Origin of the sequence: Micromonospora arida (assembly GCF_003857035.1) — a bacterium.
GTDB classification, from domain to species: Bacteria; Actinomycetota; Actinomycetes; order Mycobacteriales; family Micromonosporaceae; genus Micromonospora; species Micromonospora arida.
In genome coordinates this window covers 1-15,431 of record NZ_QGSY01000294.1, presented here as the reverse complement: position 1 = coordinate 15,431, position 15,431 = coordinate 1, and the positions used below count along the sequence as shown (strand labels likewise).

The 15,431-nt window shown below is 70.0% G+C and carries 15 protein-coding genes; 1 reads left to right on the top strand and 14 read right to left on the bottom strand.

The genetic code is table 11. From position 1 onward, the window contains the following. From DLJ58_RS29690 to DLJ58_RS29635, 12 genes are all read right to left on the bottom strand, one after another. Positions 1-296, bottom strand: a 296-nt coding sequence (locus tag DLJ58_RS29690) for a UbiA family prenyltransferase (protein WP_167493753.1), incomplete at its 3' end; no start/stop codon positions are given. Next, positions 280-1,446, bottom strand: a complete 1,167-nt coding sequence (locus DLJ58_RS29685) for an inositol-3-phosphate synthase (RefSeq protein ID WP_124861291.1) — start codon at positions 1,444-1,446, stop codon at positions 280-282. The genes DLJ58_RS29685 and DLJ58_RS29690, both read right to left, overlap by 17 nt. A gap of 643 nt (positions 1,447-2,089) precedes the next feature. Beyond that, positions 2,090-3,265 carry a Gfo/Idh/MocA family protein gene (locus tag DLJ58_RS29680; RefSeq protein WP_386996035.1) on the bottom strand — a complete coding sequence of 392 codons (1,176 nt, stop codon included), beginning with the start codon at positions 3,263-3,265 and terminating at the stop codon, positions 2,090-2,092. Between the two features lie 54 nt (positions 3,266-3,319). Further along, positions 3,320-4,372, bottom strand: a complete 1,053-nt coding sequence (locus DLJ58_RS29675; protein WP_124861287.1) for a substrate-binding domain-containing protein — start codon at positions 4,370-4,372, stop codon at positions 3,320-3,322. Positions 4,373-4,470: 98 nt separating this feature from the next. Further along, a complete protein-coding gene (locus DLJ58_RS29670) occupies positions 4,471-5,598 on the bottom strand; it encodes an ABC transporter permease (RefSeq protein ID WP_124861285.1) in 1,128 nt (375 codons plus the stop codon). Then, on the bottom strand, positions 5,595-7,103 hold the full coding sequence (locus tag DLJ58_RS29665; protein WP_208741410.1) for a sugar ABC transporter ATP-binding protein: 1,509 nt from the start codon (positions 7,101-7,103) through the stop codon (positions 5,595-5,597). Before DLJ58_RS29665 ends, DLJ58_RS29670 begins: the two co-directional genes overlap by 4 nt. Positions 7,104-7,416: 313 nt before the next feature. Further along, positions 7,417-8,595 (bottom strand): ROK family transcriptional regulator, encoded by a 1,179-nt coding sequence (locus DLJ58_RS29660; protein ID WP_124861283.1) that lies wholly within the window; start codon positions 8,593-8,595, stop codon positions 7,417-7,419. Positions 8,596-8,856: 261 nt separating this feature from the next. Continuing rightward, complete coding sequence (locus tag DLJ58_RS29655) at positions 8,857-9,882, bottom strand: YihY/virulence factor BrkB family protein (protein WP_124861281.1); 1,026 nt, start codon at positions 9,880-9,882, stop codon at positions 8,857-8,859. A 64-nt stretch (positions 9,883-9,946) separates the two neighbouring features. Continuing rightward, positions 9,947-10,756: an ABC transporter permease gene (locus DLJ58_RS29650; protein ID WP_124861279.1), complete on the bottom strand. Its 810-nt coding sequence runs from the start codon at positions 10,754-10,756 to the stop codon at positions 9,947-9,949. A gap of 40 nt (positions 10,757-10,796) precedes the next feature. After that, entirely contained in the window at positions 10,797-11,585 is a 789-nt protein-coding gene (locus tag DLJ58_RS29645) for an ABC transporter permease (protein WP_124861277.1), read from the bottom strand. Between the two features lie 327 nt (positions 11,586-11,912). Then, a complete protein-coding gene (locus DLJ58_RS29640; protein ID WP_124861275.1) occupies positions 11,913-12,104 on the bottom strand; it encodes a DUF397 domain-containing protein in 192 nt (63 codons plus the stop codon). Further along, positions 12,095-12,883, bottom strand: coding sequence for a helix-turn-helix domain-containing protein (locus tag DLJ58_RS29635; protein WP_124861273.1), 789 nt, complete (start codon positions 12,881-12,883; stop codon positions 12,095-12,097). The genes DLJ58_RS29640 and DLJ58_RS29635 overlap by 10 nt, the downstream gene beginning before the upstream one ends. Before the next feature lie 267 nt (positions 12,884-13,150). Here DLJ58_RS29635 and DLJ58_RS29630 point away from each other — a divergent pair, with 267 nt between their 5' ends. Further along, complete coding sequence (locus DLJ58_RS29630) at positions 13,151-13,387, top strand: flavin reductase (protein ID WP_124861271.1); 237 nt, start codon at positions 13,151-13,153, stop codon at positions 13,385-13,387. Positions 13,388-13,408: 21 nt separating this feature from the next. On the opposite strand, the gene DLJ58_RS29625 is transcribed toward DLJ58_RS29630, so the two are convergent. Then, positions 13,409-13,948, bottom strand: coding sequence for a hypothetical protein (locus DLJ58_RS29625; protein ID WP_124861269.1), 540 nt, complete (start codon positions 13,946-13,948; stop codon positions 13,409-13,411). Between the two features lie 268 nt (positions 13,949-14,216). Further along, positions 14,217-15,149: an ABC transporter ATP-binding protein gene (locus tag DLJ58_RS29620; RefSeq protein ID WP_124861267.1), complete on the bottom strand. Its 933-nt coding sequence runs from the start codon at positions 15,147-15,149 to the stop codon at positions 14,217-14,219. Positions 15,150-15,431: the final 282 nt, after the last annotated feature.

Below are 15,431 nucleotides of genomic sequence, written 5' to 3'. Positions count from 1 at the left end.
GCGGCGGCCAGGCCCACGCCGGCGGCCGTGAGGCCCGCCGCGAGACCGACCGCGGCGGCCGGGGTGACCCGCCCGCTCGGGATCGGCCGCTCGGGCCGTTCCTCGGCGTCCAGACCTCGGTCGGCCCAGTCGTTGGCGGCCATGCCGGCCCAGTAGAGCAGCACCGATGCGCCGGCCAGAGCCGGGGTACGTGGGCTCAACGCGCCCGCCGCCGCGGCCCCGGCGATCACGTCACCGGGCACCGAGAGCGCGGCCGGCGCCCGGACCAGCTCGGCAAGATCAGCCAACGTTGTCATGATCACCGTCCCCGCCGTCGTGCAGGTGCCGGGCGAAGGCTGTCAGCCGGGCCCACTGCTCGCCCAGCGAGTGGGTGGGCGCGCCCAGCGGGTCCTTGAAGAAGAAGCCCAGGTCGGCCAGCGGCCCCACCTGCCCGGCAGCGTGCGCGGCGGCGGTGAGTCGGGCCAGGTCGAGCACCAGCGGCGCGGCCAGCGCCGAATCGCAGCCGTGCCAGGTGAACTCCATCCGCATGCCGGTGCCGAGGAATCCGCTGAAGGTGATCAGATCCCAGGCGGTCTTGAAGTCGCCCAGCTCCTCGACGTACTCGATGCGGGTGCCGCCCTGCGGGACGTAGCCCAGTGTCTCGCCGAGCACCCGCTGCTTGCTCTGCACCTTCGCCGCGTTCGCGGCCGGGTCGGCGAGGGTGGCGCCGTCGCCACCGCCGAGCAGGTTGACCCCGGACCAGGAGCCCACGGCCAGGTTGCGCATCGCGAACATCGGCGCGAGCACCGACTTGACCAGGGTCTCCCCGGTCTTGCCGTCGTGCCCGGCGTACGGCAGCCGGGCCTCCTCGGCCAGCGCGGCCAGCGCCGGCAGCCGCAGCCCGGTGGACGGGGTGAAGTCGACGTACGGGCAGCTGGCGAGCACTGCGGCGTACGCGTAGAGGGAGCTGACCGGCAGCACCTCGTCCGGACCGTCGAGGGCGGCGCGTAGCGCGGCCGGGTCGGCGTGTGCGGGGTGCGGTCGAGGGGCCGGCTCGGTGGCGGAGACGTTGACCACCACCACCCGGTCCAGCTCGTGCCGCTCGCGGAAGCTGGTCAGGTCACGGACCACGGCCTCGGCGCGGTCGGCCTGGGTGTCGCCGACCGGTGCGGGGCGCAACTCCTGCTCGACCACGCCCAGCTCGTCGCGGAGCGCGGCGACCAGTCGCCAGGGGATGACACCGGCGTCTGCGAGGGCCTCGGCACGCTTGCACAGTGGGGTGGTGGCCAGGTCGTGTCCGCCGAAGACCAGGTCGGCGAAGGCCGGCAGGGCCGGGCCGCGCAGTTGGGGAAGCTCGGTGACGCAGCCGGTGGGCCCGGCCAGGCCGGCCCGCAGCGCGAGCCCCCCGACGATGCTGGTGGTCGCGACGGAACCGCGCGCTCCTACCAGCCAGACACCTGTTCGCATGGTGCTCCTTCCCCATTCACGAGGAACCGTCGGTACCGCTAAATATAGGAATATCAGAATATGTTTCGGAAAGATACGGCCCTGTTTCGGAAAGTTTCGGGCCGGGTGGATGGGCCCCGTCCGCTCGCCCCGCACCGGAACAGCACCGGCTTCCGACGTCGGCGTCGGCGGCGACGACGCCGGACCGGATCCCGGCAGGTGCGAGCAGACGGGGCTGGCAGGCAGGGTCGGGTCGGCGTCTCGACCCTGCCTCCCCCGCATCCGGCCGATCGGGGCATTGGCATGCCCCGGCCGGGCGTCTCAGGCCGCCGCGCCCACCGGAACACCGACCGAACCACGATCCGCCGGGAACCGGCGAGCGGGTGCGGTACGGGTGGGGGCGGCGGCGGGCGGTGTCATCAGGTCCTCCGGAGGTCACCGGTGGTGGCGGTCCTCCGGTGCGGCCGGGGAATCCCGGTCCGGTCGCACCGGACGACCGTCCTGCTCGTGCGCCACCGGGCCGTGCGGCCCGGCTGCACGCTCTCCGAAGCCGGCCTCTGTCCCGGCCACGGGGCGCAATCCGTGGCTGGTCCCTCGCCGGTCGGCTTCGGAAAGCCGGTCGGGCGACGGCGGTGCGAACACCGCCGTCGCGGATGGTCGATGGTCAGACGGTCGCCGCGGTCAGCGTCGGTTCCACCTCGGCCCAGGAGGAGCCGAGCTCCGCCGAGCGGGCCACCGCGTCCAGCACCAGCTGGACCTGCAACGCGTCGGCGAAGGAGGGAGTCGGGTCGACACCGGTGGCGACCGCCTCGATGAAATCGCGCATCTCGTGCGTGAACGAGTGCTCGTAGCCGATGATGTGGCCCGGGGGCCACCACGCCGACATGTACGGGTGCTCGCCCTCGGTCACCAGGATGCGGCTGAAGCCCTGCTCCACGGCCGGGCGGGTCGCGTCGTAGAACTCCAGCTCGTTGAGGCGCTCCAGGTCGAAGACCACACTGCCCAGCGAGCCGTTGATCTCGACGCGCAGCGCGTTCTTACGGCCGGTCGCGAACCGGCTCGCCTCGTACGTGGCCAGGGCGCCACCGTCGAGCCGGGCCACGAAGACCGCGGCGTCGTCGACGGTGACAGTCCCGGTGGGCGCCGAGTGGCCGTCCACCGAGGCCGCCAGACCGCTCGACTCGGCCGGCAACGGCCGCTCCTTGACGAAGGTCTCGGTGACCGCGCTGACGCCGCTGATCCGCTGACCCGTGACGAACTGGGTCAGGTCGATGATGTGCGCACCGATGTCACCGAGCGCGCCGGAGCCCGCCCTGTCCTTCTGCAACCGCCAGACCAGCGGGAACTGCGGGTCCACGATCCAGTCCTGCAGGTACGTCGCACGGACGTGTCGAATCACCCCGAGCCGTCCGTCGGCGACCAACTGGCGCATCATCGTGACCGCGGGGACCCGGCGGTAGTTGAACCCGCACATCGACCGCACTCCGGCGGCCCGGGCGACGTCCGCCGCAGCGGTCATCGCCAGTGCCTCCTCCACCGAGTTGGCCAACGGCTTTTCGCACAGAACGTGCTTGCCTGCGGCCAACGCGGCGAGAGCGATCTCGGCGTGGCTGTCGCCCGGGGTGCAGATGTCGACAACGTCGATGTCGTCCCGGTTGATCAGATCACGCCAGTCGGTGGTGTACGCGTCCCAGCCGAGTGTGTCGGCGGCGTCAGCCACCTTCGCTGTGTCTCGGCCGCAGATCAACGCCATCCGGGCCCGCGCCGGCAGGTCGAAGACGCGGTTCACGGTGCGCCACGCCTGTGAGTGCGCGGCGCCCATGAACGCGTAGCCGACCATGCCGACCCGCAGTTCTTTGTCTGTCGTGGACAAGGTGGGTCTCCCCCCGGTATGTCAGAACCCGAGCTTGTCGTAGCTGCTCGCGTTCTCCTTGGTGATCGTCTCCGAGGCCAGGGTCAGTTCCTTGGGCACCTGCAGCTCCGTCAGGTCGCCCAGGCCCCGACCCTGCGCGATGAGCCGCGCGAGCGAGACCGCCGAGGAGGCCATCGACGGGTTGTAGGTGACGGTGGCCTTCAGCACGCTGTTGTCGGCCTTGATCGCGTCGATCGCGAGCTTGGAGCCCGCGCCGCCGACCATGAAGAACTCCGACCGGTTGGCCTGCTTGATGGCAGCGAGCACACCGATGCCCTGGTCGTCGTCGTGGTTCCAGATCGCGTCGATCTTCGGCAGCGCCTGGAGCAGCTGGGACGCCTCACGCTGGCCGCTGTCCGAGGTGAACTCGGCCGAACGACGGTTCTTCACCGTGAACCCGTAGGTCGCCAGGGCGGCCTTGAAGCCTTCGCTGCGCTCGACGGTCAGCGGGATCTCCAGGCCGGCGATCTCACCGATGACCGGGTTGGCGACGCCCTTGTCCTTGAGCATCTTGCCGATGAAGTGACCGGCCGAGACGCCCATGCCGTAGTTGTCGCCCTTGATGACCAGCCGCGAGGCCAGCGCGTCGGGGAACGCCCGGTCGAGGTTCACGATCGGGATGCCCGCCTGCATGGCCTGGAGGGCAACCGCGTTGACCTCCTTGCCGTCGTGCGGCAGCACGACGATGATGTCCGGCTTCTGGGCGATCAGCGTGCCGAGCGTGGAGCGCTGGGCCTCGGAGTTCGACCCACCGTCGACCTCCTTGAACTCCACGTCCGAGTAGGCCGCCGCCTGCGCCTTGGCGTTGGCGTGGATCGCGCCCATCCAGCCGTGGTCGGCGGCCGGGGCGGAGAAGCCGATGACGACCTTCTTGCCCGGGGCGTTGTTGCCCTCACTGTTTCCGGCGGCCTTGGTCTGGGTGCTGGCGGCCGGGGTCTCGTTGCTGGTGCAGGCGGTGAGGAGGGTGGCAGCGCCCACTGCGGCTCCACCGAAGAGCAACCGGCGGCGCGACAGGTCGCGACTGTGCTGGGTCATGAATGACCTCCTGGGAGCGGGATGTGACTTATTGAGGGTGTGCGAGGCCCGGCCACCGTCGAACTTTCTCGACGTCGCCAGGACAACGGTGCGGTGCGTCAGGTTGCGGTGGTGACCCTGTTCCGCGCGAGGAGCCGAGTGACGGACTTGAACTGGAACTGCTGGACCAGGACGGCGGCGACGATGATGCCGCCCTTGACCATGTTCTGCGCCTCGATGGAGAGGCCGTTGATGGCGAAGAGGTTCGTGATGGTGGCGAAGATGATGACGCCGAGCAGCGAGCCGACGATCGTGCCCCGGCCGCCGCTGAGCAGCGTCCCGCCGATGATCGCCGCGGCGATCGCGTCCAACTCGTACAGGTTGGCCATCGCCGCCTGCGCCGAGGTCGCCTGCGAGGTGAGCATGATGGCGGCGATACCGCAGCACAGACCGGAGAGCGCGTAGAGCAGCATGGTGTGCCGCCGGACGTTGATACCGGCCAGCCGGGCCGCCTCCGGGTTGCCGCCGACGGCGATGGTCCGCCGGCCGAAGGTCGTGCGGTTGAGCACTACCCAACCGGCCAGCACGACCGCGCCGAGGATGTAGACCAGGATCGGGATCCCGATCACCTTGCGCGCGGCGATGTCGTTGATGAAGGTGCTGCTCGACACCTGGGTCTGCTTGTTGGAGATCGATGCCGCGAGCCCTCGCGCGGCGACCAGCATCGCGAGCGTCGCGATGAAGGGGACCAGCCGTCCGTACGAGATGAGCACACCGTTGACGAGGCCGACGCAGACGCCGACCGCGAGGGCGGTGAAGATCATGCCGCCGGCGCCGTAGCTCTGGGTGGCCACAGTGGTGCACCAGACCCCGGCCAGCGCGACGATCGCGCCGACCGACAGGTCGATGCCACCACCGATGATCACGAAGGTCATCCCGACCGTGACCACGCCGACGACCGAGGCCAACTGGAGAATGGCCAGGACGTTGTTCCAGACCCAGTTCGGGTCGCCGTACAGGTCGGGCTTGGTGACAGCGCCGACCACGATGAGCGCGGCCAGCACCCCGATCAGACCGAGGTTGCGCTTGGCGCCGTCGCCACCGTCACCCCGCCACCAGGAGAGCTTGCCCCCGGATCCTGCTTTATCGCTGGCCACCGCCGTCTCCGCCGGATCCGCCGGAGGCGACTGCGCCGGAAGCTGCGGGCGCTCCGGTGTCGCGGTAGGAGTGGGAGTCGCGTCGCTCATGCCGGTGCGCCTTCCATCAAGGACCCCGCCATCACGAGGTCAAGCACAGTGTTCTCGTCGAGTTCGCCGGCCGCGGCTTCGCGGACGACCCGCCCTTCCCGCATCACCAGCACCCGATCGGCCAGACCCAGCACCTCGGGCACCTCGCTGGAGACCAGCAGCACCCCCACGCCCTGAGCGGCCAATGCCCGGATGACCTGGTAGAGCTCGGCTCGGGCGCCCACGTCCACGCCCCGGGTCGGCTCGTCGAGAAGCAGCAACTTGGTGCCGCCGAGCAGCCAACGCCCGACCACCACCTTCTGCTGGTTGCCGCCGGACAGCGTGCGTACCGGCCGGTCGACGTCCCGGGGCCGCAGCTCCAGGGTCTCCGCGATCCGGTCCGCCTCGGCGCGTTCCTTGGCGGCGTTGGTGAAGCCGAGTCGCGCGTACCGGCCGAAGGTGGCAAGCGTGACGTTGCGGTAGATCGGCTCGCCGAGCAGCAGCGCCTGGCTCTTGCGTTCCTCTGGGGCCATTCCCATGCCGGCGCGAACCGCCGCGCCGACGCCGGGACGCAGGACCTTTCCGTCCATCCGCACCGTGCCGGCCTCCGGGAGGCGAGCACCGTAGATCGTCTCCAACAGTTCGGAACGACCGGAGCCGACCAGCCCCGCGATGCCCACGATCTCCCCGGCGCGCACGTTCAGCGACACGTCGGCGAACTCGCCGGTGCGGGTCAACCCCTCCACCTGGAGCAGGTCGGCACCTGCGGAGTCGTCGGTCGGCCGGTCCGGGAAGACGTACTCGATGGTGCGGCCGGTCATCCGGCTCACCAGGTCGCGGGTCGGGGTGTCGCGCGCCGGCAGGTTCGCCGCCGTGGTCCGGCCGTCCTTGAGTACGGTGACCCGGTCGCCGATCTCGCGGATCTCCTCCAAACGGTGGGAGATGTAGATGACGGCGATGCCCTGCGCGGTCAGCTCCCGGATGATCCGGAACAGGTTGCCGACCTCGTCATGGGCAAGCACCGCGCTCGGCTCGTCCATGATGATCAGTCGGGCCTCGTGCGACAGCGCCCGCGCCATGCTGACGATCTGCTTGCCGGCCGCCGGCAGGGACCGGACCATCCGCCCGGGCGGAATCTCACCGTGGCCGAGCCGGCTGAGGATCTGGCGGGTGTGCCGGGCCATCCGGCCGCGCCGGACGAAACCGAAGCTGCGGTACTCGTGCCCGAGGAACGCGTTCTCCGCCACCGACAGATCCTCGACGAGGTCGAGCTCCTGGTAGATCGTGGCGATGCCCGCCTTCATGGCGGCCTGCGGGTTGGCGAACGTGGCCGGCTCACCGCGCCACTCGACCTGCCCGGAATCAGGTTGGTGCACCCCGGCGAGCACCTTGATGAGGGTGGACTTGCCCGCGCCGTTCTGCCCGAGCAGGCAGTGCACCTCGCCGGCACGCACCTCCAGCTGCACGCCGTCGAGCGCGCGTACGCCGGGGAAGGTCTTCACCAGGTCGGTGAGGCGCAGGACCACCTCGCCCGCGACGGTGTCGGCGGGAGCCTCGACCAGCGGCGCCTCGGCGACGGCCTCAGCCGACGCGGTGGCGGGGTCATCCTCGGGCAGAGCCACAGTCTCCTCCTCGCTCACGACGGAATCTCGAACAGCTTCACTGTGCCGGCCGCTGTTCGCGACTGCGGGGCTCGCAAACCCGGCTCGCTCCTCGCGCTCACGATGCCGGCCGCTGTTCGCGACTGCGGGGCTCGCAAACCCGGCTCACTCCTCGCGCTCACGATGCCGGCCGCTGTTCGCGACTGCGGGGCTCGCAAACCCGGCTCACTCCTCGCGCTCACGATGCTTCCCCGAACGCGACGTCGCTCGCGAGCACCGCCGCGCCGGCGACGCCGGCACGGCCGCCCAGCTCGGACAGGACGACAGGAAGGTTGCCGGTGGCCAACGGCAGTGACCGGCGGTAGACCACACTGCGGATCTCGGCGAGCAGGATGTGGCCCAGCTGGGCCAGCCCGCCGCCGATCACGATCATGGACGGGTTGGTGAAGCTGACCAGGCCGGCGAGCACTCCACCGACCCGCCGTCCGCCGTCCCGGATCAACTGGATGCAGGTCACGTCGCCCTCGACGGCGCCCTCGGCGACGTCCAGCGCGGTGACGACACCGCGCAGCGCCAGCCGCTCGGCCAGCGCCGGCGACGTGCCACTGCGGGCGGCGGCTGCGGCGTCCTTGGCCAGCGCGGCGCCGCTGAACAGCGCCTCCAGGCAGCCGACGTTGCCGCAGGAACACATCGGACCGTGCGAGTCGACCTGGATGTGCCCTATGTCGCCGGCACATCCGTCGGTGCCCCGGTAGACCTCGCCGGTGAGGTAGATGCCGCACCCGATGCCGGTGCCGATCTTCACGAAGAGGAAGTCGTCCACCGAGTGGGCGACCCCACCGTGCCGCTCGCCGATCGCCATGATGTTGACGTCGTTGTCGACCACCGCCGGGCAGCCGTGCTCCCGGCTGAGCAGCTCACGCACCGGGAACCGGTCCCAGCCCGGCATGATCGGTGGTGAGACCGGAACGCCGTCGCGGAAGCTGACCGGGCCGGGTACGCCGACGCCGACCGCGTCCAGTCGCTCGTACGCGCCGTCGACCTGGGCCTTGTGCAGCAACTCGTTCACCCGTTGCAGGGTCACCTTCGGGCCGTTGCGGATGTCGGCTGCCTCGGCGTAGTGGGCCACCGGTTCGAGGCGGCCGTTGACCACCTCGACGTCTATCGAACTGGCGCCGAGGTCGACGGCGGCGAAGCGCAGCTTCGGGTTCAGCTCGACAAGCGTCGAGCGACGTCCGCCTCGAGATGCGGCCAGCCCTGCCTCGGCGACGTAGCCCAGCGCGACCAGGCGGTCAAGCTCGGCCAGCATGCGCGGACGCGGCATCTGGAGCCGGTCGCCCAGCTCGGCCCGGGACACGGCGCCCTCGTCGCGGAGCAGGCGCAACAGGCGCACGTGTAGGGGGTCGACGGTGCGCACCCGGGTGCCCCCTCTTCTTTGGCAGCGTTCACATCGACGCAATGTCGATGTGTTGTGTCCGACACAGTAAGAGCGTTCCACGCCGCCTGTCCAGAGCTTCAGCCGTTCCGAGACCAACTTTTGTCCGAAAGAACAAAAGCTACTAGTCGATCAAGGAAAGGATCACGGACCGCCCGCGTCCCCTCGCCAGCAGTTCCATCGACGGACACGCAAACGCCCCGCCAGCCGATCCTCGGTGGCGGGGCGATTGGCGCGGGGCCGTCAGCGACGGCCGGCAGAATTTCGCTTCTTGCGGAGCTTGCGGTCGTCGCGCAGCTCGACGTACGGCTCGTCGTCGACGTCGTGACCCGCCTCGATGGCGCGGCCCCGCTCCAACTCGGCGTCGAACTCGGCCCCCAGCAGGATCGCGATGTTGCTCAGCCAGAGCCAGACCAGGAAGATGATCACGCCGGCCAGCGCCCCGTACGTCTTGTTGTACGAGCCGAAGTTGCTCACGTAGAAGGCGAACAGGCCGGAGATCACCAACCAGATCACCACGGCCAGCACCCCGCCCGGGCTGACCCAGCGGAAGCCGCCGTGCCGCGCGTTCGGTGAGGCCCAGTAGAGGATCGCGAACATCAGGCTGACCAGGATCAGCAGCACCGGCCACTTCGCGATGTCCCACACCGCGACCGCCGTCGAGCCCAACCCGATCACGTCACCGACCGATTCGGCGAGACGCCCAGTGAAGACCACGATCACCGCGCTGACCAGCAGCAACACCCCGACCACCGCGGTCACGCCGAGCCGGATCGGGAGCGTCTTCCAGATCGGCCGCCCCTCCGGCACGTCGTAGATGGTGTTCGAGGCGCGCATGAACGCGCCGATGTAACCGGAGGCGGACCAGAACGCGGCCAACAGACCGATGATCGCCGCGATGCTGGCCAGGCCACCGTTCTGCTGGGCGGTAGTGATCGCATCCTCGATGATCTTCTGGATGCTGTCGTTCGGCACCGCCTGGTTGACGGTGTCCTTGACGCCCTTGGTAGCACTCTCGCCGAGCAGGCCGAGGATCGAGATCAGCACCAGCAGGCCGGGGAAGATCGACAGCACCCCGTAGTAGGTCAGTGCCGCGGCCCAGTCGGTCAGGCTGTCGTCCTGGAATTCGCGGACCGTCCGGCGCAGCGCCGCCTTCCAGCCGCTGCCGGGCAGATCGGTGGGGCTGTCCGGCCCGGCGTCGGGCCCGACCGGCGCGTTCGCGGGATCATGCTCCCGCTCCCGTTGGGCGGAAGACTCGTCCGAGGCCATCGCCCCTCCTCTTCGTCGGTGGTGTCACCTCCGGACATGCCCCGTGAACGCGCGCACATAACCCCTACCTGTAGAGCAACCTGCCCATCCGGCGCGAGGCCACGTACAGGCCGACCGCCAGCATCGCCAGCAGGTAGAGAACGTCGAGCACCCAGACCCAGCCACCGCCGCCCAGCGCGACCCCACGGATCAGGTGCACCGACCGGTACAGCGGGGTGACCTCGACCAGCCAGTGCAGCAAAGTCGGGTAGGCCTGCGCCGGCACGAAGGTGCCGGAGAAGAGGAAGAGCGTGAACTGTGCGGAGCCCATCAGGTCGAAGTCCTGCCAGCTGCGCATGAAGGTGGAGATCGCCATGCCGAGCGCCCCGAACGCGAACCCGACCAGCACCGCAGCCGGTAGGGCGGCCAACGCGCGGCCGATGCTGGTCAGATCCAGAGCGACCATCACCCCGAGGAACGCCGCCGAGTAGGCGCTGCCCCGCAGCATCGCCCAACCCAACTCGCCGACGGCGATCTCGAACGGCCGTACCGGGGTGGCGATCATCCCGTCGTACAGCTTCATGTACTTCATCTTGCCGAAGAAGTTGAAGGTGGTCTCCGCGAGCGCCCCGGTCATCGCCGAGGAGGCCAGCATCGCCGGGGCCACGAACTCGGCGTACGAGACCAGCCGCCCGTCGGGCAGCGGCAGGTCGCCGACCAGCGCGCCGACGCCCACCCCGATGGAGAGCAGGTAGAGCAGCGGCTCCACGAAGCCGGAGAGCAGCAGCAGCCAGTAGACCGACTTCAGCGCCGCGACGTTGCGCCCGATCACCGACGCCGACCGCCGGGACGCGGCGGAGACGTCGACCAGCCGGGGCAGGATCAGCGTGACCACGACACCCTCTCTGCTTGCTCTTCAGACGACGAGTTGCTCTTCAGACGACGAGCTTGCGACGGAACGCGCGCACCGCCAGCAACCAGCCGGCGACCGCCCAGGCGGCCAGGTAGAGCAGGTGCCCGACGATCGACCACTGTGGGGCGACGCCGAGCGTGGCCGCGCGGCACAGGTCCACGGCGTGCCACAACGGTGTCGCGTACGCCAGCCAGCGCAGCGCCTCGGGCAACGACTCGACCGGAAAGAACACCCCGGCGAAGAGCGTCATCGGGATGACCGCGAACCGGAACAGCATCGCCAGCCAACTGTCTCTCGACACCGACGCGGCGTACGCGAAGGTCGGCGCGGCGACGGCCAGCACGAGCAACGCCACCACCGGCAGGGTGGCCACCGCCCACGGCGACCGCAACGCCCCGAACAGCCCGGTGACCAGCAGGAACGCCACAATCGTGGTGAGCACCCGGAACAGCACGAAGGCCAGGTGCCCGGCCACGATGTCACCCACCCGCAGCGGCGACGCGCCCTGCGCGAAGTAGGTCTTGACCCACTGGAAGTTGCTGAAGACCGGCCAGGTCGAGTCGCCGACGGTCACCTGGAGCGCGGTCGAGGCGATCAGCCCGGGGACCAGCCAGTCGAGGTAACGCACCCCGCCGACGCCCTGGTCGATGTAGGCACCGACGCCCACCCCGAACCCGAGGACGGTCAGCACCGGCAGCAGGAACGAGGAGAACACCCCGGCGCGCCAGGTGCGCCGCAGACCCACCAGGTAGTGCTCGAACACCGCATACGCCGGCACCCATGGGAACCGCGCCGATCCCGTCACACTCACCCGATCACCCCGCCCACCGCGCCGTCCACCACGACCTGTCTACCCCCGGGGTACGACAGACCGCCGGTCACCCTACGACGACCCCGCCGACGTGTCGCCCGGGTTTCGCCGGGTCGCGCGGGTCGCCGCGTCGCGCGGGTCCGCTCGTTGATCGACTCGGTTTTCAGGAAGTCGCGGTGTCAGAGCCGCCCCGATGCCCCGATTTCCTGAAAGCCGAGTGGATCTAGGCCGAGCGGCCGCCAGTGCGGTGACCAGAGAGGGTCGCCGATCGGCACATGACTCGATGGGAAGGGACGGCCGATCAAGCAGCCGGAGACTAAGCGCCAGCTACCGGCGGACGGAGTCGGACCCGACGAACGCGCGCCACGCGTCAGGCGGGAAGAGCAGCACGGGGCCGGTCGGGTCCTTGGAGTCGCGGACGGCCACCAGCCCAGGCAGGTTGCCGGCAACCTCCACACAGTTGCCGCCGCTGCCGTTGCTGCGGGTGCTCTTGCGCCACCGGGCGCCGGTCAGCTCCATGTCTCCGCCACTTCCGCGATCAGGTCGAGGGACTGCTGCTGCGATAGTGCCTCACCGCGGATCGACTCCCACACCTCGACCATCTGCCGGACGTACTCGGCGCGGTCGATGACCTGCCCGTGGCGCTGCCCGTCCAGGTAGACGACGTCCTCACCGGTGGCTGTGGTGGCGATCACGAAAGGACCATCGAGCCCAGCGTACGCACCTGCCGACAGCGGCACGACCTGGATTCGGACCCGGGGCAGGGCCGAGCCGAGCTTCACGAGGTGCCGCAACTGCTCGCGCATCACCTCCGCCCCGCCGACGTGGCGGCGCAGCGCGTACTCGTCGACGACCAGGCTGAGCAGCGGTGGCCGGTCCCGGGTGAGCATGCCCTGCCGGTCGAGCCGGGCGGTCACCTGCTGCTCGACCTCGTCCGCCGCGAAGAGCCCGGCACCGGCCAGGATGGCGCGGGCGTAACCCTCGGTCTGCACCAGACCCGGCACGTAGAGCGGCTCGAACGAGCGCAGCGCGGTGGTCTCCTGCTCGATGCCGGCCCAGTCGCGAAACCACGGCACCACGGCCTCCCGGCTGATCCGCCGCTGGATGCGTTCGAACCGACCGTCGGCCCCGAACACGGCGTCACATCGGCGGGCGAAGTCCAGACTCGGCCGGCGCTCCGATGTCTCCACCTTGGCGACCAACGCCCCGGAATAGCTCAACGCCTCGGCCAGCGCCGTCTGTGACATCCCACTGACGGCCCGGGCCAGTCGCAGTTCCTCGGCGAAGTGCTCCAGCATGGACGAACTCTCCACGGACAACCCCCGTACATTCCCGTACCGAGCCGGGCCGATTGCCGTACGCGCTGGTCGTCGGCGTGCGGAACCTCCCACCGTAGTCGGTTCCTCACCAGACTGTCACGCAGCGGAACCGCTCACGGGATCCAGACGGCGGGCGGAACCAGGCCGGGAGCGCCCCGTGACCCCCGATCCGGGGCGCTCCCACCCACCCGATGGAGGTTCCCTCGTGCGACTGACCTGCTCGGCTCATCACGGCGGCGGGCACTGATGCCGCGGTACCGCCCACACGTAGCGGCACGCCCGTCCTGGCGCTGCCGGGTCTGCGGCACGGCGTGGCCCTGCTCACCGGCCCGCCTGGCACTGCTGGGCGAGTACCGAGAGGACCGGATCGGCCTGCTCATCTACCTCGCCACGTTGCTGTACGAGGCGACCGGGGACCTCCCCGGCCAGGCCGGTCAGGACCGGTTGACCGACCGATTCATCACGTGGGCCAGAGCCCGTTGAGCGGCGCTCGTCGCCAGCCGGTCAGGCCGGTCGGTACGCGCGGATCAGCGCCTGCACGGCGTAACCGAGCAGCAGCACTCCCGCGCCGACGCCGACCACCAGCCCGGCCGAGACCGCCGAGGCGAGGCCGGTGACGAGACCCACCACCGCCACCAGGCACAGCGCGACACCCAGCGGACGGAGCAGCGGATCCCGCAGGAGCGGGGCGAGCGGGAAGAAGTGCAGACCGACCACCAGGCAGACCAGCACCGGCACGTACTCGGACCAGTTGGCCGCGACCAGCACGGCGGCACCCAGCCCGGCGGCGGCGAACTCGGCCAGGACGATGAGCAGGTACGGGCGGTCGGCGGCCCGGTCCCGAGGGCTGCCGGCACCCCGCAGTCGGGCGGACAGCACACCGCCCAGCACGGCGGTGAACAGTGCGACGAGGCTGCCCATTACGAGCAGGGCGCGCAGCGGCTGCTCCGCCGCCGGCACACTGAACCAGACCATCGCGAAGATGCCCAGATAGAGGGCGGTGAGCCCGGCCTGACGTCGGTTGGTGGTCACCAGATCAGACATGAAACTCCCCCGGGTTACGACAGGCCGTCGGTCACCCTACGACGCCCCTGTCGACTTGTCGCACGCGTTCCACCCAGTCTTCAGGGCCCCGCCCGAGGCCCGGCGCTCCCAAGCTCCAGCTCCCTGATCGACTCGGGCTTCAGGAAATCGGGCTGTCCGCTCCGCCGTATCACCCCGACTTCCAGGAAGCCGAGTCGATCAAACGGGGGCCCGGGGTCATACGCCGGAAATGTCGCAGGGCTGAGCCGTCAACGATCCTCTTGGCCCGTCAGTCGACCAGGGTGCGGCCGGTCAGGTGCAGGAAGACATCCTCCAGGCCGCTGCGCCGGACCAGCACGTTCGCCGGCTGGAGCCCCAACGCGGTGACCTCGGCGACCGCCGCGTCGCCGTCGGGCACGTAGAGCAGGACCCGGTCGGGCAACACCTCGACCCGCTCCCCCAGCCCGTCGAGCTTGCCGGCGAACGGGTCCTGCGACTCGGCGGCGAAGCGCAGCTCGACCACCTCACGGGTCGAGTGCTGCTCGATCAGCTCACGGGGCGAGCCCTCCGCGACGATCCGGCCGCCGTCCATCACCACCAGGCGGTCGCAGAGCTGCTCGGCCTCGTCCATGTAGTGCGTGGTGAGCACCAACGTGACGCCCTGCTGCTTGAGCCGGAACAGCCGCTCCCACACCAGGTGCCGGGCCTGCGGGTCCAGCCCGGTGGTCGGCTCGTCGAGCAGCACGATCTCCGGATCGTTCACCAGCGCGCGGGCGATGGTCAGCCGACGCTTCATGCCACCGGACAGCGGCTCGACCTTGCTGTCGGCGCGCTCGGTGAGCTGGACGAAGTCGAGCAGCTCGGCGGCGCGCTCCCGGGCCGCCCGGCGAGAGATGCCGAAGTAGCGGGCGTAGACGGTCAGGTTTTCCCGGACGGTCAGCTCCGGATCGAGATTGTCCAGCTGGGGGCACACCCCGAGACGCGCCCGGATCGCCGGCCCGTCAGCCACCGGATCCATGTCGAGGATGCGCAGCTCACCGCCGCTGGGTGGAGAGATGCAGCCGACCATCCGCATGGTCGACGACTTGCCCGCGCCGTTGGGCCCGAGGAAGCCGAACGCCTCACCCGGGCGAACCTCGACGTCGATGCCGTCCACAGCGGTGAAATCGCCGAACCGCTTCACCAGCCCACGAGCCTGAATCAGTGGTTGCCCCGAAGTCACCGCCCGACCCTAACCGCCGGGTCCGACAGCCCTCCACGCAAATATCCGCCGGCGACCGCCGATCACCCCGGTGTCCGTACCACCGTGGACGAAACGCCGATCAAGGCCCCACCGTCAGCCAATCGACGTGTATCGTCCCTTCGTGTCGCCCATCAGCTCGCCCGATGGCTTGCCGCCACCTGCCCGACCAGCCAACTCTCCCGTTGATGGGTCCGCAGCGAGCCCCGGCGGCGGGCCGCCCCGACCACGACCGGAAACCGACCCGACGGAGCCCGGCGAACC

What these genes read in the sequence shown, in the direction of transcription:
- DLJ58_RS29635 (WP_124861273.1), bottom strand. Translation starts at nt 12,883, where the DNA reads ATGCTGGAGCACTTCGCCGAGGAACTGCGACTGGCCCGGGCCGTCAGT.
- DLJ58_RS29675 (WP_124861287.1), bottom strand. Translation starts at nt 4,372, where the DNA reads ATGACCCAGCACAGTCGCGACCTGTCGCGCCGCCGGTTGCTCTTCGGT.
- DLJ58_RS29640 (WP_124861275.1), bottom strand. Translation starts at nt 12,104, where the DNA reads ATGGAGCTGACCGGCGCCCGGTGGCGCAAGAGCACCCGCAGCAACGGC.
- DLJ58_RS29655 (WP_124861281.1), bottom strand. Translation starts at nt 9,882, where the DNA reads ATGGCCTCGGACGAGTCTTCCGCCCAACGGGAGCGGGAGCATGATCCC.
- DLJ58_RS29680 (WP_386996035.1), bottom strand. Translation starts at nt 3,265, where the DNA reads ATGGTCGGCTACGCGTTCATGGGCGCCGCGCACTCACAGGCGTGGCGC.
- DLJ58_RS29630 (WP_124861271.1), top strand. Translation starts at nt 13,151, where the DNA reads ATGCCGCGGTACCGCCCACACGTAGCGGCACGCCCGTCCTGGCGCTGC.
- DLJ58_RS29625 (WP_124861269.1), bottom strand. Translation starts at nt 13,948, where the DNA reads ATGTCTGATCTGGTGACCACCAACCGACGTCAGGCCGGGCTCACCGCC.
- DLJ58_RS29685 (WP_124861291.1), bottom strand. Translation starts at nt 1,446, where the DNA reads ATGCGAACAGGTGTCTGGCTGGTAGGAGCGCGCGGTTCCGTCGCGACC.
- DLJ58_RS29670 (WP_124861285.1), bottom strand. Translation starts at nt 5,598, where the DNA reads ATGAGCGACGCGACTCCCACTCCTACCGCGACACCGGAGCGCCCGCAG.